Annotated in this window: 24 protein-coding genes and 1 pseudogene; 17 read left to right on the top strand and 8 right to left on the bottom strand. The window is 36.5% G+C overall.

All coding sequences use genetic code 11. The annotated features are described in order from the left end of the window. The first annotated feature begins 355 nt into the window (after positions 1–355). The 8 genes from ACOZ9X_RS19560 to ACOZ9X_RS19525 all read left to right on the top strand — a co-directional run bounded on the left by ACOZ9X_RS19560 (position 356) and on the right by ACOZ9X_RS19525 (position 5640). The gene (locus tag ACOZ9X_RS19560; RefSeq protein ID WP_423419647.1) at positions 356–1042 is read left to right on the top strand and encodes a DUF1963 domain-containing protein; all 687 of its coding nucleotides are present in this window, start codon (positions 356–358) and stop codon (positions 1040–1042) included. 53 nt (positions 1043–1095) lie between these two features. After that, positions 1096–2145: a serine hydrolase domain-containing protein gene (locus ACOZ9X_RS19555; RefSeq protein WP_423419646.1), complete on the top strand. Its 1050-nt coding sequence runs from the start codon at positions 1096–1098 to the stop codon at positions 2143–2145. A gap of 145 nt (positions 2146–2290) precedes the next feature. Beyond that, positions 2291–2887, top strand: coding sequence for a histidine phosphatase family protein (locus ACOZ9X_RS19550; RefSeq protein WP_423419645.1), 597 nt, complete (start codon positions 2291–2293; stop codon positions 2885–2887). 80 nt (positions 2888–2967) lie between these two features. After that, on the top strand, positions 2968–3459 hold the full coding sequence (locus ACOZ9X_RS19545) for an NUDIX hydrolase (RefSeq protein WP_423419644.1): 492 nt from the start codon (positions 2968–2970) through the stop codon (positions 3457–3459). Between the two features lie 116 nt (positions 3460–3575). Beyond that, a complete protein-coding gene (locus ACOZ9X_RS19540) occupies positions 3576–4052 on the top strand; it encodes a hypothetical protein (RefSeq protein ID WP_423419643.1) in 477 nt (158 codons plus the stop codon). Between the two features lie 72 nt (positions 4053–4124). Continuing rightward, positions 4125–4394, top strand: coding sequence for a hypothetical protein (locus tag ACOZ9X_RS19535; RefSeq protein ID WP_423419642.1), 270 nt, complete (start codon positions 4125–4127; stop codon positions 4392–4394). 104 nt (positions 4395–4498) lie between these two features. Then, positions 4499–4738: a hypothetical protein gene (locus ACOZ9X_RS19530; protein WP_423419641.1), complete on the top strand. Its 240-nt coding sequence runs from the start codon at positions 4499–4501 to the stop codon at positions 4736–4738. Positions 4739–4770: 32 nt separating this feature from the next. Next, on the top strand, positions 4771–5640 hold the full coding sequence (locus ACOZ9X_RS19525) for a GNAT family N-acetyltransferase (protein ID WP_423419640.1): 870 nt from the start codon (positions 4771–4773) through the stop codon (positions 5638–5640). 70 nt (positions 5641–5710) lie between these two features. Here the strand turns inward: ACOZ9X_RS19525 and ACOZ9X_RS19520 are convergent, their stop codons facing one another. After that, positions 5711–6997 carry a M23 family metallopeptidase gene (locus tag ACOZ9X_RS19520; protein ID WP_423419639.1) on the bottom strand — a complete coding sequence of 429 codons (1287 nt, stop codon included), beginning with the start codon at positions 6995–6997 and terminating at the stop codon, positions 5711–5713. A gap of 595 nt (positions 6998–7592) precedes the next feature. On the opposite strand from ACOZ9X_RS19520, the gene ACOZ9X_RS19515 reads away from it, so the two are divergent. The 4 genes from ACOZ9X_RS19515 (at position 7593) to ACOZ9X_RS19500 (ending at position 12357) form a co-directional block, all read left to right on the top strand. Then, entirely contained in the window at positions 7593–9326 is a 1734-nt protein-coding gene (locus ACOZ9X_RS19515) for a peptidoglycan DD-metalloendopeptidase family protein (RefSeq protein ID WP_423419638.1), read from the top strand. 48 nt (positions 9327–9374) lie between these two features. After that, positions 9375–11051 (top strand): glycoside hydrolase family protein, encoded by a 1677-nt coding sequence (locus tag ACOZ9X_RS19510; protein ID WP_423419637.1) that lies wholly within the window; start codon positions 9375–9377, stop codon positions 11049–11051. A gap of 347 nt (positions 11052–11398) precedes the next feature. Continuing rightward, on the top strand, positions 11399–11929 hold the full coding sequence (locus ACOZ9X_RS19505) for a DJ-1/PfpI family protein (protein ID WP_423419636.1): 531 nt from the start codon (positions 11399–11401) through the stop codon (positions 11927–11929). A 143-nt stretch (positions 11930–12072) separates the two neighbouring features. Continuing rightward, complete coding sequence (locus ACOZ9X_RS19500; RefSeq protein WP_423419635.1) at positions 12073–12357, top strand: hypothetical protein; 285 nt, start codon at positions 12073–12075, stop codon at positions 12355–12357. Between the two features lie 259 nt (positions 12358–12616). On the opposite strand, the pseudogene ACOZ9X_RS19495 reads toward ACOZ9X_RS19500, so the two are convergent. The 3 genes and pseudogenes from ACOZ9X_RS19495 to ACOZ9X_RS19485 all read right to left on the bottom strand — a co-directional run bounded on the left by ACOZ9X_RS19495 (position 12617) and on the right by ACOZ9X_RS19485 (position 14467). Then, positions 12617–13375, bottom strand: a pseudogene (locus tag ACOZ9X_RS19495) (SDR family NAD(P)-dependent oxidoreductase). 31 nt (positions 13376–13406) lie between these two features. Continuing rightward, the gene (locus ACOZ9X_RS19490; RefSeq protein WP_423419634.1) at positions 13407–13964 is read right to left on the bottom strand and encodes a putative glycolipid-binding domain-containing protein; all 558 of its coding nucleotides are present in this window, start codon (positions 13962–13964) and stop codon (positions 13407–13409) included. Positions 13965–14032: 68 nt separating this feature from the next. Next, the gene (locus ACOZ9X_RS19485; protein WP_423419633.1) at positions 14033–14467 is read right to left on the bottom strand and encodes an Lrp/AsnC family transcriptional regulator; all 435 of its coding nucleotides are present in this window, start codon (positions 14465–14467) and stop codon (positions 14033–14035) included. Positions 14468–14589: 122 nt separating this feature from the next. On the opposite strand from ACOZ9X_RS19485, the gene ACOZ9X_RS19480 reads away from it, so the two are divergent. Next, complete coding sequence (locus ACOZ9X_RS19480; RefSeq protein WP_423419632.1) at positions 14590–15000, top strand: carboxymuconolactone decarboxylase family protein; 411 nt, start codon at positions 14590–14592, stop codon at positions 14998–15000. 55 nt (positions 15001–15055) lie between these two features. Here ACOZ9X_RS19480 and ACOZ9X_RS19475 read toward each other — a convergent pair whose 3' ends face one another. Then, positions 15056–16741, bottom strand: a complete 1686-nt coding sequence (locus ACOZ9X_RS19475) for a methyl-accepting chemotaxis protein (RefSeq protein ID WP_423419631.1) — start codon at positions 16739–16741, stop codon at positions 15056–15058. A 154-nt stretch (positions 16742–16895) separates the two neighbouring features. Here ACOZ9X_RS19475 and ACOZ9X_RS19470 point away from each other — a divergent pair, with 154 nt between their 5' ends. Further along, positions 16896–17357, top strand: a complete 462-nt coding sequence (locus ACOZ9X_RS19470; protein ID WP_423419630.1) for a GyrI-like domain-containing protein — start codon at positions 16896–16898, stop codon at positions 17355–17357. 215 nt (positions 17358–17572) lie between these two features. Then, entirely contained in the window at positions 17573–18607 is a 1035-nt protein-coding gene (locus tag ACOZ9X_RS19465) for a serine hydrolase domain-containing protein (protein ID WP_423419665.1), read from the top strand. Between the two features lie 105 nt (positions 18608–18712). On the opposite strand, the gene ACOZ9X_RS19460 is transcribed toward ACOZ9X_RS19465, so the two are convergent. Both ACOZ9X_RS19460 and ACOZ9X_RS19455 read right to left on the bottom strand, forming a co-directional pair. Continuing rightward, positions 18713–18940 (bottom strand): hypothetical protein, encoded by a 228-nt coding sequence (locus ACOZ9X_RS19460; protein WP_423419629.1) that lies wholly within the window; start codon positions 18938–18940, stop codon positions 18713–18715. A 73-nt stretch (positions 18941–19013) separates the two neighbouring features. After that, a complete protein-coding gene (locus ACOZ9X_RS19455; RefSeq protein WP_423419628.1) occupies positions 19014–19184 on the bottom strand; it encodes a hypothetical protein in 171 nt (56 codons plus the stop codon). A 165-nt stretch (positions 19185–19349) separates the two neighbouring features. Here ACOZ9X_RS19455 and ACOZ9X_RS19450 point away from each other — a divergent pair, with 165 nt between their 5' ends. Next, positions 19350–19913, top strand: a complete 564-nt coding sequence (locus tag ACOZ9X_RS19450; RefSeq protein ID WP_423419627.1) for a sigma-70 family RNA polymerase sigma factor — start codon at positions 19350–19352, stop codon at positions 19911–19913. Next, entirely contained in the window at positions 19903–20901 is a 999-nt protein-coding gene (locus ACOZ9X_RS19445; protein ID WP_423419626.1) for a hypothetical protein, read from the top strand. The genes ACOZ9X_RS19450 and ACOZ9X_RS19445 overlap by 11 nt, the downstream gene beginning before the upstream one ends. A 106-nt stretch (positions 20902–21007) precedes the next feature. Here the strand turns inward: ACOZ9X_RS19445 and ACOZ9X_RS19440 are convergent, their stop codons facing one another. Further along, entirely contained in the window at positions 21008–21595 is a 588-nt protein-coding gene (locus tag ACOZ9X_RS19440) for a hypothetical protein (RefSeq protein WP_423419625.1), read from the bottom strand. Positions 21596–21606 lie beyond the last annotated feature (11 nt).

Below are 21606 nucleotides of genomic sequence, written 5' to 3'. Positions count from 1 at the left end.
TATACTAAGGTATTGATCTAACACTTGTTAAATATATAATTGCACTGTTTCCTGTGATTTGAAATAATTGTAATTATTTATCATTAACCAACAGTGGGAAGAACAGTGGCCTCATTTGAGAGCATTCCTTCCGTTCATCGTATTTTCTTAGTAAGGAAAGAGTGTAATGTTGTTTGTTCCCTTATAGCAAACAAAAGTGTCCATTATGGAAAGCAGGTAGAAACAATGAAGAACATTGAAGAAATTTTTGAGGAACTCATCCTTAAAAACATCATCGATAAGAAACCAACAGAATATAAACAATTGATTAGTGCTTTTACATAGAATCTAGAACTCATGTTAGGAGTTGATTTCATTGAATATTGCTCAGATTAAATCTGCATTATTTAAACAAGCCACAACCTTTCAAACAGGTGGGTTCAGACCAACAGAAGAGTTAGGAGAGAGTTGGATTGGTAAAGTTTTATGGGGAAGACAAGAAGAAGCTATACCATCGAATTTTGACCTTATCTGTACCTTGTTTTTATCTACATTACCCTACGTTCCGAAAGAATTGACCAACTATCCGTTAATAACCATCTATATGGATTTTGATGTATTCAGTAATCTGAATCGTGATAATCTAGCTCCTTATTTTAAGGTAATGTGTTATGCGAATTCAGATGAGCTAGAGAAGATAAACAAGCAATCTACTAAGATAAAAGCTTTTCCGCTATCCCCAGTGTATATTGATAACGATACACCTGCTTGGGAAGGTTCTTGTAGTTTTCAACCAGATATTGAAGAAGCAATATTGCAACTTGAAAGTGAAGAAGGTGTGGAATATCACGATGATATAGTGGAAGAGGTTTACCCGACCCATAAAGTTGGAGGGTATCCATCATTTACTCAGAGTGGTGTATCCTTTGGAGAAGAATATCCATTCGTTTTTCAAATAAGTTCTGATGAAAAGGCTCTATTCAATATAGTAGACAGTGGTAGTTTTTATTTTTTCTACAATCAAGATAAACAGGATTGGATTGTTCATTGTGATTTTTATTAAGATTTATGTGATTACAAACTAACTTCACCGATCCTGGGGGTAGGGTTTAACATATGAGCACAAATAGACAGCATCATTTAACGGGGGATGTAGAAAAAGTGGCAGAAAACGATCAAAGATTAATTTCATATGTAGAAGAAATAATGAAGCTTAACCATAGCAGCGCTGCAGCACTAGTTGTAATAAAGGATAACGAGATTATATTAGAGCATTATACGGGGTATCATTCTAATTCGGTAAATGCTACACCCATTACAGAAACCTCTATGTTTAACGTAGCATCTGCAAGAAAAAGTTACTTAGGATTAGCAGTAGCATATGCTTTGTATGAAAATAAGATCAAGAGTCTTGATGATTATGCTAGTGATTACTTTGAGGAGTACGATAAGGAATTGCTTGCAAACACTACGATCAGACATCTAGTTACCCATTCTCATGGATTACACCAGAAAGAGGATGGGACTATTTTTAGAGAGTTTGAATCAGGTAAAGGATGGGCTTACAGAGGAATTAACGTATTAATGATGACTTCTTTAATAAAAAGGCTTTATGGAAAGAGTTTTCCTGAGTTATTAAACGAAAGAGTATTTCTACCGTTAGGTTTGAAAGAAACTGCTTGGTATACAGATCCTAATGCAAAACTGGTACAAGTGATTGATAACCCGAACGAAGTGGCAACATTTAAATTAGGATGTACAGGTGATGGGAGAGACTCAAACCTGCATACCACAGCTCGTGAGTTTGCATTGTGGGGTAACCTTCATTTGAATGATGGATCAGTGAATGGCAAACAAATCGTACCAAAAGAAGTGATACGGTTAGCTACCCAAGTACAAAATCCAATGTACAAAGATAAAGATACACCACAAAACGGATTGTTTTGGTATGTTCAAGACACACCATCCATTAGAAGTGAAATAGGAGAGAGAGTACCTAAGGGTTCATATCAAATATTGGGAATTACAGGACCAACACTGCTAGTGATTCCTAAACATAATCTGGTCGTGGCGAAAATGTATAATAAGAGATATAACTACGGTGGAGACAACTACCTTCATTATCTAAGAGAGTTCAGTAATATAGTAGCAGGTATTTTTAAATAAAGTACGTTATGTAATTGACTATATATTTTTATTCAACATCAGGTGCATTAGTTGAAGATCCACAGAGCTGTTCATGCAGCTCTTTCTTATTGAACAAACGTAGAAGGATAGTTGAAAAACTAGATAGTAAGTAAAGGGTGGGAAAATGACTACCATCGGGCTAATTCGGCACGGAATAACTGAATGGAACTCTTTAGGTAAGGCTCAAGGGATCAGTGATATTCCATTAAATAATATTGGTAGAAAACAAGCAAGAAAACTTGGTGATAGATTATCACTTGAAGAAAAGTGGGACCTGATTATTACGAGTGATTTATCCAGAGCATTCGAAACTGGAAAAATCATTGGGAGTAAGATAGGCTTGCCTACTAGTCATATTCATATTGATAAGAGGATAAGGGAAATAGATTGCAGTGAGATTGAGGGGACAACGGAAGCACAAAGAGTCAGGCAGTGGGGTAGTGAATGGCGCAATTTAGAACTTGGAATGGAAAGCTTTAATGGCGTGTCTAACAGAGGCTTTGATTTTTTAGAAGATATAGTCCATACACATAAGGGGAAACGAATATTGGTAGTCAGCCACGGTGCTTTGATCGGATTGACTCTACAGAGGTTACTTCCTCAAAAGTTCAAGCAGACTTCTATGGATAATACGTCGATTACTTATTTAAGTCATCTAGATGACAAGTGGGATTGTTCTTTGTATAACTGTACTCGGCATTTAGATCTTATCACCCAATAAGATGGATTTATTAAAGTTTTCTTTGGTAACAGATTGAACAGTTATACAAGACGGTTATATAAATTTTAAGGAGAAGCATAATGACGACCAAATATGTGAATTGGGGAGAAGCGATAGTAAAGTTAACTTGGGTACGGGATGATCAACTTCCGCCAGCAGAACAAATTACAAGCGTCCACGGATTTTGTTTTAAAGATGATAAGTTACTTTTAGTAAACTTAAACCATAGAGGATGGGACTTTCCAGGTGTTCATATCGAATGTAATGAAACACCTGAAGAATGTATAAATCGTGAAGCATTTGAAGAAGGTTATGTTACGGGAAGATGCTCTCTTTTAGGACATATCATTGTTGACCACAATGAAAATCCCATATGGGATGAATATAGCAAATATCCAAAAATAGGTTTCCAAGTTTTTTATCGATTTGAAATTGACCGATTACATGACTTTGAAGCGGGGTATGAGTCACAAGAAAGAATTTTTGTAAGTCCAAGCGAAGTAACAGAATTTTATCCGAGTTGGAATGAACTCTATCAGCAAATACTTGATTATGCCGTAATTCAAAATTAATATTCAACTATTGAGCGAAAGTGCATGATTGTGGAATAAACAAATTAAAGATTTTTCTCTTTATCAAAGGAGTGTTAAAAATTAAAAAGAGGTTATGGATTTTAGTAGCTATTGTAATGTTGGTTCCAATATTATTCTTAGGAATTGAATACAATAATAAATTAGCGTTCAGCACAGGTCCTGAGGAAGTGTTATACCATTCTGACAAAAACACTTATAGTATTCAGCAGATTGTTCATCAGGAAATTTTTTCAGAAGATAAATATGCATATATCTTATTTTTAACCGAGGATAAAAAGCCTGAAGATTCAATAGTACTTGCTGAGTTTAAAAAAACTATTACGGGATGGGAACTGGAAGGAATGGTTTTAAATTCGCTAAAAGGTTTACAAACAGTCAGAGATGGTAAAAATCGAACATTATTTGGTCTAGCCCCCTCTGATGTTGAGACAGTGAAGTTAGGTGAACGTAGCGCTCAACTCTTTTCCATAGGAGAGAACAAGAAAAAAATATGGATCATCTATAAACCTTCCAAAAAAGAATTGGACTCACTGCCAACTTTTTATAATAAAGAAGGACAGAAACTTTCATAACAATCTTTTAAACAATTTTCGTTTATTAAAATTCTCTCTTCAACAATTGCGGCCAAGCCACTAGATGTATTCGTGATATTTAAAGTAAATGAACAGAGTGAACTGGATGCACTTCGGAGTGAGCGACTCTTTGAAACTTTACATCTGTACGGATGGACGTTAAGTTATTATCCCCATACACACAGCACGAATACGGACAAGTTTTTCTTTCAAACACAATACACGCTGTCATCCTACCGTGATGAAGATGGATTATCAGTTAGAGAGCGAATAGGAAAGAAAAGAACGGAGCATGTTGTGAGTCGCAACATGCTCCGTTCTTTTTCGGTTTTACACCCTTAAGGTCATTTAAAGGAAAAATATAACTTTTATTCAAAAATATATATGGTGTCAACATTTAATAAAGTACAATAAAGTTATAAAAAACCCCCAAGGAGAATTCAAGAATGAATAAAATAGTCGGCATCTTTATTATTGTTCAAGTTATTTTAACAGGCTTAATACTCAATGGATTACAAGCAATCTCAAATTCAATCCTAATCTCAGCTGTGCATCAAAAAAGAGGTCTAAACACGATTTCTTGGTCAGATAATCTAAGTACCGTCACTTATGTTGTTTTAGCATTGATCGTATTGATTGGATTTTATCTTATCCTTTTAAAAGAAAAGAGTAACGGATTAGATTAAAACAATGAAAACTACAAAAGGGGAATACTCTAATGCATACAGAAAGCTGTGTTGTATTAAAAATAGAACAGTTTGATTCAAATGCCGTCTTCCGTTTAATAGAGCTCTCTGAATCTGTTGGATGGGACTATGATGAGCAAGAAATACATACGATTCTGTCCTCAGGTTGTATCTATGGCCATAAGAACCGTGATGGAAGAATCGTTTCAAGTGCAGCCATCATTCCTTACGATACGAATATTGCTTCGATCGGAATGGTCATCGTTTCTCCAGATTATAGAGGTCTTGGGTTAGGAAAAGAAGTCACTCAAACCTGTATAGATCGTGTCTCAACAGACACATCCATCATGCTGATCTCAACGGAAGAGGGAAAACCTCTGTATGAGAGGTTAGGCTTTAAAACGGTAGATGTAATACATAAGTTTTTATGTGAGAAATTTATACCTAACTTGCATGATAGTACTAAAGGATTCACGATAGAATATTATCAAACCGCTGATTTTCACAAGGTGAAGGAACTGGATTCAGCAGCTTTTGGTGATCAGAGAAGCACCTTTCTACTCAACCGGATCAAACAATGTAAACAATGTGTCGTTGTAAAAAATCAGTACCATGAGATTATCGGTTTTGGACTTTCTATTCAAGGTCCTATAAATCTGATACTAGGGCCGATCGTAGCACCGAATGATTATATAGCTGCTTCTATCGTTAATGCGTTAGCTTCAAATCATGGAGGGAATCTTAGAATCGATGTACCATCAGGTCATTCTGAGTTCATGACGTTTCTAGATACCTGTGGTTTTAAGAAAGTGAATGAGCCTCCTATCATGATTAAGAATTCAGCCACAATGCCAAAAAGAAACAAAGAATTGTTTGGTATCTCTGCTCAAGTTTTCGGATGAATAATGATATACAATACTAAAACAAAAACCCGCTACCTATTAAAGATAGCGGGTTGAGCTCTATATACTATTAGTCTTTAAGTGTCTTTTTGATGTACATCGTTTGACTATGAGCGGCTACGTGGTAATAGTCGTTACCTTCACCGATCACTAAGACAAAACCCCCACCGTTTAACGTCATGATTTCTTCTTTAAAACCGTAGTTATACGCTTTTGTATCCACTGTTAGATCCATTCTCTTCATTGGAAGTTCTTGTACTTGATTTCCTGAGATCCAACCGTAAACCGTGGTTCCGTTTGAGAGTTTGTACCACTTTTGATTGTTATAGGTTGTTTGTTCTTTTGAAATTAAGATCCAGTTTAAGTAAGGAGTACTTGATTCTTTATAAACACCAGGCGTTGAATTGATACCATACGCATCACTCGTAATCTTTACCGCTTTATAAGGCATTGTATACTGACCATCAAAGTTAATGAGTTTTTTAGCAATGTACATAGGCTGACTATGAGCGATAACTAGATATTTATCACTGTACTCTTTAGCCACATAGACATAGCCCGTGCTGTTTAGCGTCATGATCTTCTGATCTAAATTGTAGTTATACGCATCAACATCTTCATTTAAGTATTTTTTTTCTAGATTTTCGTACTCACTTGTTTGGTGAGCAGCGATCCATCCAAATACTTTATCTCCGTGAACAAGTAGGTACCAACGTTCACCGTTATAGATTTGCTGTTGTTTGACAACAAACGTCCAGCCGAGATATGGAGTTGAAGATTCCTTATACGTACCCATCTTTGAATATAAACCAAACTGATCACTATCTAGTTTAATCACTTTAAACGTATCAGACGGTGGTGTATCTTCAAACACTCCATTTAGAACATCCATAGGATTGATAGCATTTGATTTATCACTGTTCCAAGTTCCTCTGTGTACTTCAAAGTGTAAGTGCTGACCAAAAGAATTTCCTGTATTCCCCATGTAACCAAGCAATTGTCCTTGAGCAACATTCTGTCCTACATCGACAGATCGAGAACGCAAATGAGCATAGACAGTTTCATAGGTTTGCCCACCTATATTATGCAGTACGAATACTACATTCCCATATGTGGATGAATAATACGACTTACTAACCTTACCTGCAGCTGAAGACTTAATAGGAACCGTTCCAGGAATAGCAATATCGATTCCATAGTGTGTACCTGATGATCTTTCGCCAAATCCTGAAGTAACATGATTCTCATTACCAGCAGGCCAGATGAAACTAGCAGCGCTTGTTTTTGTCGGTGAAATTCCACCTGCGACTGATAGTGTTAGTACAATCGCTAAAAATAGTTGCATAAATCTTTTCAACTCATAAACCCCTCTCTACCTTTTAACCAATTATGTTCTAGTCCCTAAACTATTAACTTTTTCTTATTTAGTCAGGGCCAGAAAGAATACTAACATATTTTTCTAGTGAAATACTAATTATTACAAAAATAGGTATAATAATACTGTTAAAATTAGTTACCTTTAGTAAAAAGGGTCTAAAATGTTTTCTGTATAAAACAATTCCTCTTCATGTAAGTTTATAAGGACTTAGCTTTATACTAGAAACCACGGCAGAGATACGTTGTAATTTATATCGCCTTTGTTCAGCACCCAAATCCATTACTTTTTCTGTCTTCATCCAGCGTGTACTGAAAGGGTTGAGATGTTGGAGTCTTTAACTCTTTACATATTCTAAAAGTTAAAACACTTGATTACATTCATGGCTAAACATGGCTAGATTGATTCTCTATCTGGAAAATGAGGCCGAAAATAGGGCGAAATATCTATACAAAGATAGTAAAATGTAATTATCCTATTTTATGTAAATATGTTAATATTTGTTTTGTTGTGCGCGGAAAATAAGTGAAAGGAGAGTATAAGAGCAAATATTAATAATATAGGGAGAGAATTTCAGATGAAAAAAATGTATAAAAAGATACTCGTGTTTATATTTTTTGCTTTTGCAATAACTACTGTTCATGTATTCCAATCAAAAGAAATATCTGCAAGTAGCCTATTTAATTATGATGCTTCCGGATGGTGGAACATAACAGGATACGATCCTAATAAGACTACTGATCGTTTAGTATCTGGTGATTTTAACGGTGATGGAAAAACGGATACTGCTGCGTTTTACGATTATGGGTCGAAGATTACTAAATTGCATGTATGGCTGTCTAATGGTACCTCTTTTACATATCTAGGACCGGATGGTTGGTGGAACCAAAGTGGTTATGACTCTACTATGATTTCTAAGAGAGTTGTTGCTGGCGACTTTACGGGTGACGGAAAAGACGATATCGCTGTATTTTATGATTATGGTACAGAAACTAGAGTTCATGTATGGAAATCAACAGGTACTACTTTTACATACCAAGGTGAAAGTGGATGGTGGAAAAGCGCGGGATATGATGCTAAGAAGATTGCTGGAAGAGTAGTTTCAAATGACTTTAACAATGATGGTAAAGATGATCTAGCTGCGTTTTATGATTACGGAAATGGACAAACCAAACTACATGTGTGGACATCTACTGGAAGTTCTTTCACGTATCAGGGTGAAAATGGATGGTGGAACACCACCGGTTACAATGCCAACATGTTAACTGACCGAGTAGTATCGGGAGACTTTAATAAGGATGGTAAGGACGATATTGCTGCATTCTATAACTACAATGATTCTGAGACCAGAATTCATGTGTGGGCTTCTACAGGAACTTCTTTTAGTTATCAAGGGCCAAACGGTTGGTGGGGCGCTGCAGGATATAATGCAAATAACATCACAGGCAAAGTGGTTGCAGGTGATTTTAATAGTGATGGTAAGACAGATATTGGAGCATTTTATGATTATGGAAATTCTACAACTAAGATTCACATCTGGTTGTCAGAAGGCTCTACATTAAACTATCAAACTGCAAATGGATGGTGGGAAGCAACAGGCTATAATCCTAAGATGATTACGGGAAGAGTTGTAGCTGGTAATTTTGATGGAGATAGCAATTCTGATATCGCTGCCTTTTATGATTATGGAGCTTCTTCAACAAAGGCTCATGTATGGACGTCTGAATATGTTTCAGAAACTTTTATATGGCCAGTAGTTGAGTCTACTAGAATAACCCAATTATTTAAAGGTGATGATCATAAGGGAATAGACATTGGTGCACGTACACAAGGAGTTGAGGGAGACACCATAGTATCTTTTTATAACGGTACAGTCGCAAAAGCAGGTTGGTCAACTAGTTATGGATGGGTAGTATATATTCATCATGTTATTGATGGGAAAAATGTTCAATCTCGTTATGCTCACTTAGTATCTCAGCCTATAGTGAGTACTTATAATACAGTAACAGCAGGTCAACGCTTAGGATATATGGGTAATACTGGAGCTTCTCAAGGTGTTCACCTGCATTTTGAAACTAGAAATTGTGGAGCAGAATGTAAAAGTGACAATAATGAAAGTATACCTTTTGATCCTCTTGCCAATTACTTTCCCCAATACAACATGGCAACCGCTTTTTCAACTCATAGTATAACTCAAGACATGCACGAGCATGACCATGTCATGGAAGAAGAAACTGCATTCTATAGTAATGAAGAAATCAATAAGATGAAAAACTCTGAGAAAAAGCTTTTGGGTATACCGCTAAATTAGTATGATTACTAATCTGTTCAGATCAATGGTTTTAAGGGGAGAATTTTAATGATAAAAATAAAGAAAAACTTAATAGTGTTTATATTATTCACTATTACTTTTACAACATTTTTTACTTTTCAACCAAAAGATGCTTCAGCTAGTAGTCTTTTAAAGTATAACGATGCGGATGGATGGTGGAAAGTCTCCGGGTACGATTCAAACAAAACAACGGATAGGGTCATATCTGGGGATTTCAATGGAGATGGTAAAACCGATTCTGCTGCATTTTACGATTATGGTCTAAAGCAAACGAAGTTACATGTATGGCTATCTAATGGAACGTCATTTACTTATCAAGGACCAGATGGCTGGTGGAACCAAACGGGATATGACGCTAATATGATTTCAAAGAAAGTCATAGCTGGAGACTTTACTGGAGATGGAAAAGATGATATAGCCGCCTTCTATGACTATGGTACAGAAACAAGAGTTCATGTATGGAAATCAACAGGAAGTTCTTTCACGTATCAAGGTGAGAATGGTTGGTGGAAAAATAGCGGATATGATGCAAAGAAAATTACGGGTAGAGTAGTCTCAAATGATTTTAACAACGACGGTAAAACCGATCTAGCTGCGTTTTATGATTATGGAAGTGGACAAACAAGACTTCATGTGTGGCTCTCTACAGGAACGTCATTTACTTATCAGGGTGAAGACGGTTGGTGGAATACGACCGGTTACAATGCCAACATGTTAACTGATCGTGTGGTATCTGGAGATTTTAACAAAGATGGTAAAGCTGATATCGCTGCTTTTTATAATTATAATGATAGTGAAACAAGAATTCATGTTTGGAATTCTACCGGAGCTTCTTTCAGTTATCAGGGTCCTAATGGTTGGTGGAGTACTACTGGTTATAACGCCAATAAAATTACCGGAAGAGTAACCGCTGGTGATTTTAATAATGATGGTATAACAGATATCGCTGCCTTATATGATTATGGAAATTCAGAAACGAGAATTCATATGTGGTTATCCTCCGGAACCTTACTAAGCTATCAAACCGCTAATGGATGGTGGATGAGTTCAGGCTATAATGCAAATATGACTACAGGAAGAGTAATTGCGGGTAACTTTAACGGAGATAATAAGTTTGATATTGCTACTCTTTATGATTATGGTTCTTCTAATACAAGAATCCATGTGTGGACATCAGAGTTTTATGACCCTGAAAACCCACCAACATCTATTCCTGGAGATATGCGCCCAAGTAATAGTTTAGTAACATTTGTTGCAGAATATGAAGGATACAGTGCAACGCCATACAGAGGAGCAGATTATAAAAATTTAACCATTGGATATGGACATGTCATCCAACCTGGTGAGAATTATACGTCTTTAACAAAACAACAAGCTTGGGATCTTCTTAAGCAGGATATTACTAGTTTCTCAACAGGAGTAAATTATAAAACAAAAGGCACTTCGATTTCTCAACAAGAATTTGATTCATTCGTATCTTTTGCTTATAACGTTGGGCTTACTGGATTCTCAAACTCAACGCTCTTAAGTGAACATAAAGCTGGAGCATCCTCGGATGAAATTAAAGTACAATTTTTAAGATGGGTTAAAGTCGGAGAAGATTCATATGGAGGCTTATGGCGAAGAAGAATGGACGAATGGCAAATTTACGATCATAAAGAATACATCAGGGACTATCCTACGCCTCCAGCAGGATACAAATAAAACATAATATTTATGAGAAGCTTTTTAAGTCTATTAAACGGACGATGGGCAGAAAAAAATAGCATGTTAGAGCAAAAAGAATAAAAAAAGAATCGGTTAACATAAGAATGCCTAACTCTTGCTGAGTTGGGCATTTTTTTTTGTATAATTCACGTTAAGGAATTAAATAGAGCGGCTATGAGATTCCTGAGTATCTAAACCGGTTAACTTGGGAAAATCATAAAGTTTACAGGTTACTTATTACTATATGCATAAGACTATTTTCCCAATAACGAAATAGTTTTTCAGATGATACAATCGATATACACCATTTTTATGGTAGTTTATTCATAGATTGGACATTCAAAATGAAAAAGAATGTTTTATTATATATTTACCCGGATTTTAAAGAATTTGAAGTGAGCGTCACCCTATCTGTTTTAAAGAAAAGGTTCGATCTCCATGTGTTTACTCAAGTTACAGGTCAAGTGAAATCTGCTTGTGGATTACTTATACAACCTACTATTAAAATTAAGAATATTCGACCTTGGGAGTATGAGATGTTGATTCTTCCTGGTGGAGATAGCTTAGGACCGTTAAGTCCTTATTTTGTGAAGCTATTAAAGGATTTTAATAGTGAGCAGATACGAATAGCAGCGATAGGTGAAGGTGTTTCGTTATTAAATCGTGCAGGGTTATTAGAAGGACGTACCTATACCACGTCTTCTCCTTCTGCGCCTTATTCTGAGGGGATTTTTGTAAATAAATCGGTAGTAGAAGATAAGAACTTGTTCACCGCAAAAGCTAACGCTTTCTTAAATCTCGGATTATTGATAGGAAAGAGGATGCATTGCATAGAAAACGTTGATGAGTACAACTTCTATAAAGGAATACGGTAAAGAACAAGATACTTCTCATTTAGGAGTGTCTTTTTTAGTTTTTTGTAAAAGTGATATAGCCTTATTTTTTTGATTATGATGACCCATTCACCGCTGTAATGAAATAAAGTATGATTGCTTTGAAGTCACACGGGGGTGTCATCTTGGTTATATACACAAAAAAAACCTATGATAATAAGAAAGGTTACCTGTACATACCGGTTATCTGGAGAGAAGAGTTTAACATTTATAATGGTTTAGAGGTTGGAATCGATTGTTTCCATGATTCTATCCTTGTTATCGATAAGACACTCACAAGAGAATATAAACAGATGATCTCTAATAAAGGATATCTTACCGTCCCTTACGAGTTAAGGCAGAAATTGACTCATGACACTTTTCAGATCATGATTGAACAAAAAGATGAAAAGATCATACTGGCTCCTTAATAAACTATAATTGGGTTCAGGTTAAAAGAGAATTATAGGATAAAGAGAATTAGGAGAGCTTGTTACAAATGTGCAACAAGCTCTGTGATATAGGTGATGTATGTACATCCAAAAAAATTGGGTTATCAGAATAAAACGAAACATAGTATTTTTAGGTCTTGTTACTCAAGGTGTTACCTAAAAACCGCATCCCCTTCAAAGGACCATAATCTATCAAACTTCAAACGGCATGGGTTGTGTGCCATCCACATCCGTAAACTCATATATTCTCGCTAGCCGTTAAAGCCTTACCTGAAAACCTAGTTACTTCAGTATCTGTTGATAGTGTCACAACCGAACGACCCACATACGATGTTGTTTCCGTCGCTTCTTGTTCAAAACCTAAATCTATCACTCTTTCTGTTCTCATCCAGCCTGGGCAAACGGCAACGGTCGAGATGTTAAAGTCTTTTAATTCCTTTGCCATTCCCAGTGTCAGTCTATTGATGGCATGCATGGCGAGATCATAATAGAGATTTCCGGCAATCTCATCCTTGAAAAACGAGGTAATGTTTACGATCAAACCTTTATTTCGATTTCTCATTAAAGGTAACGTTTATCGTGAAGTTAGTAAGTAAGCTTTAGGACCAGCAACCATCATCGCGTCCCAATGCTTTAATGGTCTTTGCCAAAAGTATCTTCCTTCTCCTGAAGGTAGGGAACTTTCGGATCCGCCGAATACACTGTTAACTAAAATATCAATGGCGCCGTGTTCTTCTTCGATCTGCTGGAATAAGTATTTCACATCTTCGCTGTCCGTATGATCACATCGTATAGCGATGCCTCTACCACCACAAGAAGTGACACCTTCTGCCGTTTCCTCAATCGTCTCTGGCTGATTATCAGTCGTAGTACCTTCTACACTTCGTCCTGTCACATAAACTGTGGCTCCAGCACGACCTAGTTCCAAAGCGATGCCTCTACCTGCTCCTCGGGATGCACCTGTAACAACAGCAATCTTTCCTTGTAATGACTTCATAGGTTTCGTACTCCTATTATTTTATAGAGAGTTAAAATTTTCTTTTGAATAGTTCTGGATACTCTAGTACAAAACCATCCTTATCAACGGTAACAGGTGACTCGAAGGTACCACTTCTATAGTGGAAGGTCCTTTTGTTTTCATGACAATTTTTTAGTGTATACATCTGTCTTACCTTCTTTATCGAAAGGTCTTGAGTGGAGATGTAAACCATCTCAAACAGTTTAGGTTCATCTGGTGTCCACTTTAGGCGATTGATCGGTAAGGAATTCGTAAAAGGCGTACAAGAGATATCTACATCCAACGCTCCGTTAAGCATATGTATCTCATCCCCATCATCATTAAACCAACGTCCATCTCCAGCTGTTGAGAGGGATAGTGTCTTACCAAGAGTGTGATTAATGATGTATAAATGCTTGACCACCCAATTTTTATTTAAAAAAATTCTGTAAAGAACTCTTTGCGGAACATCATTCTCCAAAAAAAGAACGGTACTTTCGACTTGGATGGTTTGATTCTGATACGATAACTCGAGATATTCAGACCCTGTTATTTGTTGTTTTTCCCAAAACATTATCTGCTTTGACACATGTAGCGCCTCCAATAATAGATTATAGATTGATTGTGACGAAGTAGTTTTATCGCTTTTTAATGTTATTACTCAAACGTAAGTTCAGTTGGTATTTCTGAAAAGATGAAGTGTGTGACCGTATGAGCGATCGGGTTGATGGAATCAATAAATTCTTCTGCTTTTTGAAAGGTTTCAAATTGCATCTTAAGCATAAAACAAGCATTGCCAGCAACACGATAGCAAAAATCTACATTCGGTAGGTTCTCTATATGCCTTTTGAATGCTTCATAATCTCCGTTCTTGATCGTAGCTTCAACGATACATTGGATAGGTTTTCCCATCTTTTGGTGGTCTACCTCTAACGTATATTTTTTTATGATACCAAAGGACTCCATCTGTCGAACCCTTTCTGTAACAGAGGGGGAAGACAGGTTGATTCTTCTTCCGAGTTCACTCATCGATAAACGACTATTTCTTGTTAATTCTTCTATGATTTTTTTATCTATAGTGTCTATTTTCATATTTAAAGAATTCCTTCCAATATACATTAAATTCATAATAAAACAGATTAAAAAGGATTTCGTATTTAATGGGTTTTATAAATATAGAACGGTATCATTAAGTTTATAAGGAGGAATCAAGAATGGCAAGAATAATAGAATCCACAAAGGGTGTTACCGCGTTCCAAAGACTCTTAGGACACAATGAGGGCATTTTAGAGCGATGGACTGAATTAGGAGATACGTTAGAAAGAGAGGATAGATTATCTTCTCATCTAAAAGAACAAGTGAGAAGAACGTTGGCACAAGAAAACGGGTGTGAGTATTGTAAAGCCAAAGGAAAACCAGATCCTGATACCTTTGATGAGAAGATCTCAGTTGCGGTTGGATTTGCGGAAGTGTTTAACAAACAAAAAGGGAACATATCGGATTCTATATTTGGTGTGCTCTCACAACACTTCACGGATGAAGAGATCAGTGAGCTTATTGCGTATATCTCATTTGCGACCGCATCTCAATATTTTGGTGCGCTCATGAAACTACAAGCAAATTAAACTCCTAAAAAAGAACTCGAGTGGTTTCTCGAGTTCTTTAACTTCTTCATATATCCTAAATTCTAAACTTACCGATTAGATCTTGAAGTTCATCTGCTACAACAGTAAGAGATGATGCAGCACCTTTCACTTCTTCCATCGAGGCAAGTTGTTCTTGTGATGCGGCTGCGATTTCAGTCGTATTATTCGATGTGATACTGGCTGCATGTGCAATTCCGCTCACGGCGTCATGAACATTCTCAAACCCTGAACTTAACTCTTCAGTCGTAGCAGCAATCTCTTGTATCTGAGATGAAACTTGGTCGATAAATCGAGTGATTTCAGCGATCTCTGTGGCTGCCGTCTTGGACATTCCGATACCAGACGTTACATCGGTTTTCACATGACTTATCGTTTCTACCGTGTTCGTCGTATCCATGATAATCTTTTCAACAACCGTTCGGATTTGATTCGCAGACTGATTGGACCTTTCCGCTAAAATTCTTACCTCATCTGCTACAACCGCGAACCCTCTACCGTGTTCTCCTGCTCGAGCAGCCTCGATTGCTGCGTTTAGAGCAAGTAGGTTTGTCTGTTCAGCGATCTCGTTGATCAGTGTGGTGATGGTGTTAATCTGTCCAATCTCTTTTTGAAGACTATCAAAACCCACTCTTGTTATCTCTACAGACTCTTGAATCGTCGTCATCTGATCTACAACATGGTTTACCGATCTTTCTCCACTTTCAGCTCTATCTTTCATTGATACGGCGATATCAGCCACTTTTGAAGAGTTTTCTGTAATGGTTTGAATGGCTGTTAAAGACTCGCTGACAGACTGAAGGCTTGTCGTTGTCATGGACGATTGATCAGACGCACTTATCGCGATCGATTGCATGGAACTAGAGATGAGTTCGGAAGTGACTTTTGTCTCTTCAGCACTCGCAGAGAACTGTTCTGATGAGCTCGCTATCTGTAGTGATGACTCCCTAACCTGACTAAAAAGTGTACGAAGTGTCGACATGAAATGATTAAACGATCGCCCGAGTTCACCAAACTCGTCTTTGTTCTTGATATTGATGATCTTCGTCAGATCTCCTTCACCCTCTGCAATTTCTTTCATCTGTTGATTGATGAGTTTCAGCGGTCTTAATATAGAAATTAAAAGCATAGCAGAAAGAATGATACCTATTATAGACGCTACAGCTGTTACGCTCAAAATCATGATCTCATTCACTTTAGCACTCTGTTGAATATCTTCCTTTAATAGTTCTATGTCTTTATTTAATGAATCCACCATTTCGTTGACTGCAGGATCAAGAACTTCTTTTCTTATTCTACGCTCTTCACCAAAATGAAGGTCTTTCGCTAGTTGTGGATTCTTTTGTAGAGTGTTTACCACTTTTCTGTTCGTTTCTTTATACAACAATAGAGCTTCAGAGATTTCATTTATCTTTTCTGATTCCTTTTTTGATGGGTTGAGTGTATTTAAGTATTGAAAGTTTTTTTCAATTTCTTCAGCTTTTTCACTCATGCCTTCAGCAAATTCCATATCGTTTGTGATCAACAATCCTCTTTCATCGTTTGAAATTCCAGCAAGACGGTACTGCACGTTCTTGATGGTTTTCTGTATCTCCATCATGTTTTTTAACTTGTTACTTTTGTCAGTAAAAGAATTTAAGATGACCGCTGAATAGACACCTACGGTACAGATGAAAAATACGAGCAAACTGATAATGATGGGAAGCTTCCATTTGATTTTCACGGTTCAACATCCTTCTGTTTAAATTGATTCTGCATAGAATATATCGGCAGAGACGATTTAACTTTCACTAGGCTCAGAAGTCAGCAAGAAAGGTTAAGAATTCGAAACTTAGTCCCGCTATGATGAAGTTACATACAAAAAGGTGGGATCAAAGATGAGATTTCAAGAAGTGGTAAAGAAAGCATTTGTAATAGTCGGGTACAGTTCGGTAGGAAAATGGGATGGAGAGTTGGTCTATCCGATACCAAGTTTGTGGAAGCGGGCTCAATCATTTATTGGTCAAGAGGGAGTAGAGAAAATAGTAGGGGTTTGTTTATCACCTAGAAGTAACCAATACTTCTACACCTGTGGGATCGAGATCGATCGTGTAGACTTTCGTAAAGTGAAGGAAGATATGACCCTTCATACGTTTCCAGAGCAGAAATATGTGGTGTTTATTCACAGAGGACAGGCTGAGAATATCCCGGCTACCTACGGAGAAATCTGGAGAGTGTTTGATAGAAAGGGATATTGCATTAAAGAAGGGATGCCTGAGATCGAGATTGTTCGAACTGATCTATTCGGTAAGGAAGAGTGTGATGACTATGAGATGGAGATCTGGATACCTGTTGAGTAAGATGTTCAATTAAGCCCCATCGGTCTTATCGTAACTGTAGAAGAAATTACATGAGATCATGAAGAGGGATGAGCTTCCACTTTAAATAAGAGTATAGTAACAATGTTGATTATATTATTAACATATATGATGTTGTATTTTTTTTATTTAAGATATACAATCACTGCTTCAAATACATATATCAAAACTCACTATAGGAGGTAAGTATGAAAAGCGTGAAAAAACAAAATATCAACATACTAAATTTGATAGAAAATTATCAGGTAGTGGGATTAAGCATTGTAGAAATCGATGGGGGTCACATTAAAAGTACAGATTGTTTTGGAGTACTTGAAAACGGAACAGATAAACGAGTAGAAAGCGACTCAATCTTCAGTGCCTGTTCAATCAGTAAGTTTTTAACTTCTATACTCGTGATGAAATTGACGGAACAAGGTATTCTTGATCTAGATGAAGATGTGAACGAGAAACTTTCATCGTGGCGTGTTCCTTATCATGAGTTGAATGAGAATAAAAAAGTAACTCTGCGAAATTTACTCAGTCACCAATCGGGGATCATTGACCCTGAAGGAAGTTTTACTGAACTCAATTTGATAAAAGGTAATCCCTCTATTGTGGAGTTATTGAGAGGAACCACGTCCTATTGTAAAGATCCTATTGAAATAAAGTATGAACCTGAGACCGACTTTCACTATTCAGACGCAGGTTTTTGTATCATACAGCTTTTAATCGAAGATGTTATGAAAAAACCGTTTGAGGACGTAATGAACGAACTGATTTTCCAACCGTTAAATATGAAAGAAAGTACATACAAACTTCCTATATCAGAAGCAGCAAAAAAGAATTTCTCCTGTGGTCATCACAAAAGTGGAGCTGTCGTGGATGAAAGATATCCCATCTATCCATATCCAGCCGCTTCAGGGTTATGGACAACCCCTTCAGATTTAGCATCTTTGATCATTGAATTGATGAGATCTTTAAGGGGTGAAAGTAAGTTAAACTTATCAAGAAATAAAGCATTAGAAGTGATAACTCCTCAAGGTTGTAAGGAGTGGACGGGGCTAGGTGTTTTCCTAGATAAAAATGAAAAAGGAATAGAAATATCATCACTCGGTTGGGGTGTTGGTTTTCAATGTATGATGGTGGCTTATCCTCAATCCCAAACAGGATTGGTAGTTATGACTAATACAGACCTAGGCGTTCATCAATTAAAAGGTATTATTGGTGAATTATACCGTGCGTATCTATAATAAGTTTGATTGGAGCCATTCACTATCACCGTGAAAAAATATTAAACTTCTATGAATGGACTACTAAAACAAGCCCCATTTCAAGATCATAAAATGGGGCTTGTTTTATTTAGATTTGGGATTGTTATAAAAACTACCAATTACTGCACAAAACCCCGTAATATACGCAATTCGTAATATCAAAACGATGTATTCCATTGGTTCTTTGTATGTTGTTGTTGAAACCCCGTTACCTTCATGGATTGTAGAAGAAATAGGTATGAAGATAACAGCTAAACCGAGACCGAATATAAAGCCATAAAGAAAAAATATATTGATTCTCTTCGTATTCATCAGATTCTCCGTCATTCTTTATCGTTTTTTTTATCCTTGGGAAGTTGAATGGATTGAAGATTTATTAGTAGAATTAATCCCTTTTCATTTTGAGAGTGTGGATTTCACCCTCTAATTTTTCTATCTTGTTTCTTAGTTCCTTACGAGGTCCCGTTATCATTTTTCTAATGATCGCAAGAAACCCTAGAAGTATGATAATCCCGCCACCAACTGTAATTCCTAGTAACAACATTACGTCATACATGACCACACCTCTATCTGTAACTTTTTTCCAATATCATAACACTAAAAATGATCAGTTTTCATCCTTTTTTCTTAATAAGCATTTAATTTTTATCATTTTGAGAATATAATTTGAAACAATCTGACCTTTTTTCCACATTCTGTCGTCTATTATATGAAGAGGCAGGTGAAAGATTTGGAAATTGAAAAACTCTTACATAACACAGAATCTATGAATAAAGATGAACTCTTGATTTGGTTGATGGACGAATACGGAATACAGTTAGTACGACTCGCTTTTATGTATGTAAAGAACGAGCAGCTGGCTGAGGATATCGTTCAGGATGTTTTTGAAAAATGTTATCTCAACCTTGACCGCTTTCAAGGAAGATCTTCGTATAAGACGTGGCTTTATCAGATCACAGTGAACGCATGTAAAGATAAGTTAAGAAGTTGGTCCTATCGAAACATGGTGTTCATTGATTTTTTTAGCTTTCAAGCTGAAGCAAGAGAGCAATCTACTGAGGAGATAATTCTTTCTGTTGAAGAGAATAACCGCTTATCCATTGAAATCCTCTCGCTTCCACTTAAGTTACGAGAAGTACTCATTTTTTATTATTATGAACGATACAAAATGGAAGATATCGCAAACTTGATAGGTATTAGTCTCAACACTGTTAAATCTAGGTTGCGGCGAGGACGAGAGGTCTTAAGAAACAAGTTAGATAGAGGTGATTTTTTTGGAAGATAAACTAAAGCATCTGGACGAAAAAATGAACAGCTCCATACTTAAGAATCTCGACTTTAGTGAAAAACGAAAAAAAGCAGTGTTAAGGAATATAAAAAATGTTGAACTTGAAATGTCAGCGAAGAGAGGGATTCTTAAACCCATTTTAAGCACCGTATTTACAGGTGTATTATGTCTTGGAATAGTATTCTTTACGCTTGACCAAGTAAAAGCTCCAACAGAGAAGCAAGAAGCACATATTGAACAAAAAGAGAACGAAACCGAGAATTTACCTGCAGCAAAAGAAGAGTACTATGAGGACATGACGAAAGAAGAAATTTTAACAAAGATGCTTAATACGATCGATCACTTTGAAACGGCAAAAGGTTCATTTGAAGAGTATACCCAAAACACAAAAAGAACAGTAGAGTATGAACTTGATATGGGGAAAGAAAAAGGTGGATGGGGAAAAGGTACAAGTATCTATAAGAATGAAGTAAAGTCACGAATTGATTTTTATGATAAGGACAACGTATGGATTATAGATGATAAGACCCAATCCCTAAGAGAAGCGGGATTTTCACATCCTTCTAGATGTTGTACGCTCACGCTTGAGGAAGCTTTTACTAAAGATCCCTCTGGAACTAATATGACCATGACGCGGGATCGTCCTCCAATCGGACTTGCACAGAACTCATTGTTTCCATATGAAATCGCCTCGAACTATACAAGGGACTTGGAAAAATGGGAAATTGAAAAACAGAACGAGGAACTAGTCGGGCATAACACACTTGTTCTGTCAGGAGAACTGGATTCATATGCCAGTGACAAAACGAAATCTGCAACATTTAGGTTCTGGGTAGATAAAGATACAGGCATACTCCTAAAATATGAAACCTACAATTCTAGCGGTGAGGTTGTTCACTATATACATCCTAAGAAGTTAGTGATCAATCAAAAGGTTGATCCAAAGGAGCATAAACCCGATCTTAGTAAATACAAAAGAAGATAAAATTCGTCCTCTTGATTGCTGGGATGTTTTGATAAAAGGTTCAGATTTTTGTCTGAACCTTTATAATAACTTTTCGATTAGATTGTTTACTAGAAAAGGTATGAATTCATAGACTATTTCTTGCTCTGCGTCCCAGTGCATTAGAGTATCCAAAACATTCTCTGAACAACTTTCTACCCACATAGTGTTGAAAATTTTTATATTTATATCTGTGATATTCATTCCAATAGCTGGGCATCCTGTCATAACTTCTGCTAAATGCTACACGATTCTCCATACAAAACCTCTTAATTCGTTCTGTATCCTGTGTTCTTAAATGATTATAAGTCATCTCTATTATTTCTAAGACGTACTCATCACAGAGTTTTACAATGTAAGGAATAACCCAATCCTCATAGTTGCTCTGAAGCAAGGAAAGCAGATGATTCTCTCGGACATATCCATCGAAACTTCTGGAATAAATGCAGTGTAAAACCATTCGTTGACGATCATTAAGATGTTCAATGTACGTCTCTGAGGTATCTAAAAGATACAAACGATATGGAAATTGAATGACGTTGGTATCTTGTATATATTGGACACTGTCAGGAGATATGTTATTAAGAAAGACTTCACTACTTTTTTGATCAGTTAGTAACCCTACTACTATATTAACATCATCTCTTACGTCAACGGGAAAGCCTTCTTGAAACATGTGCTCACTCC

It is taken from the genome of Fictibacillus nanhaiensis, assembly GCF_049537595.1.
In the GTDB taxonomy this organism is placed as follows: domain Bacteria; phylum Bacillota; class Bacilli; order Bacillales; family Fictibacillaceae; genus Fictibacillus; species Fictibacillus nanhaiensis_F.
This window is presented reverse-complemented; position numbering and strand designations above follow the sequence as displayed.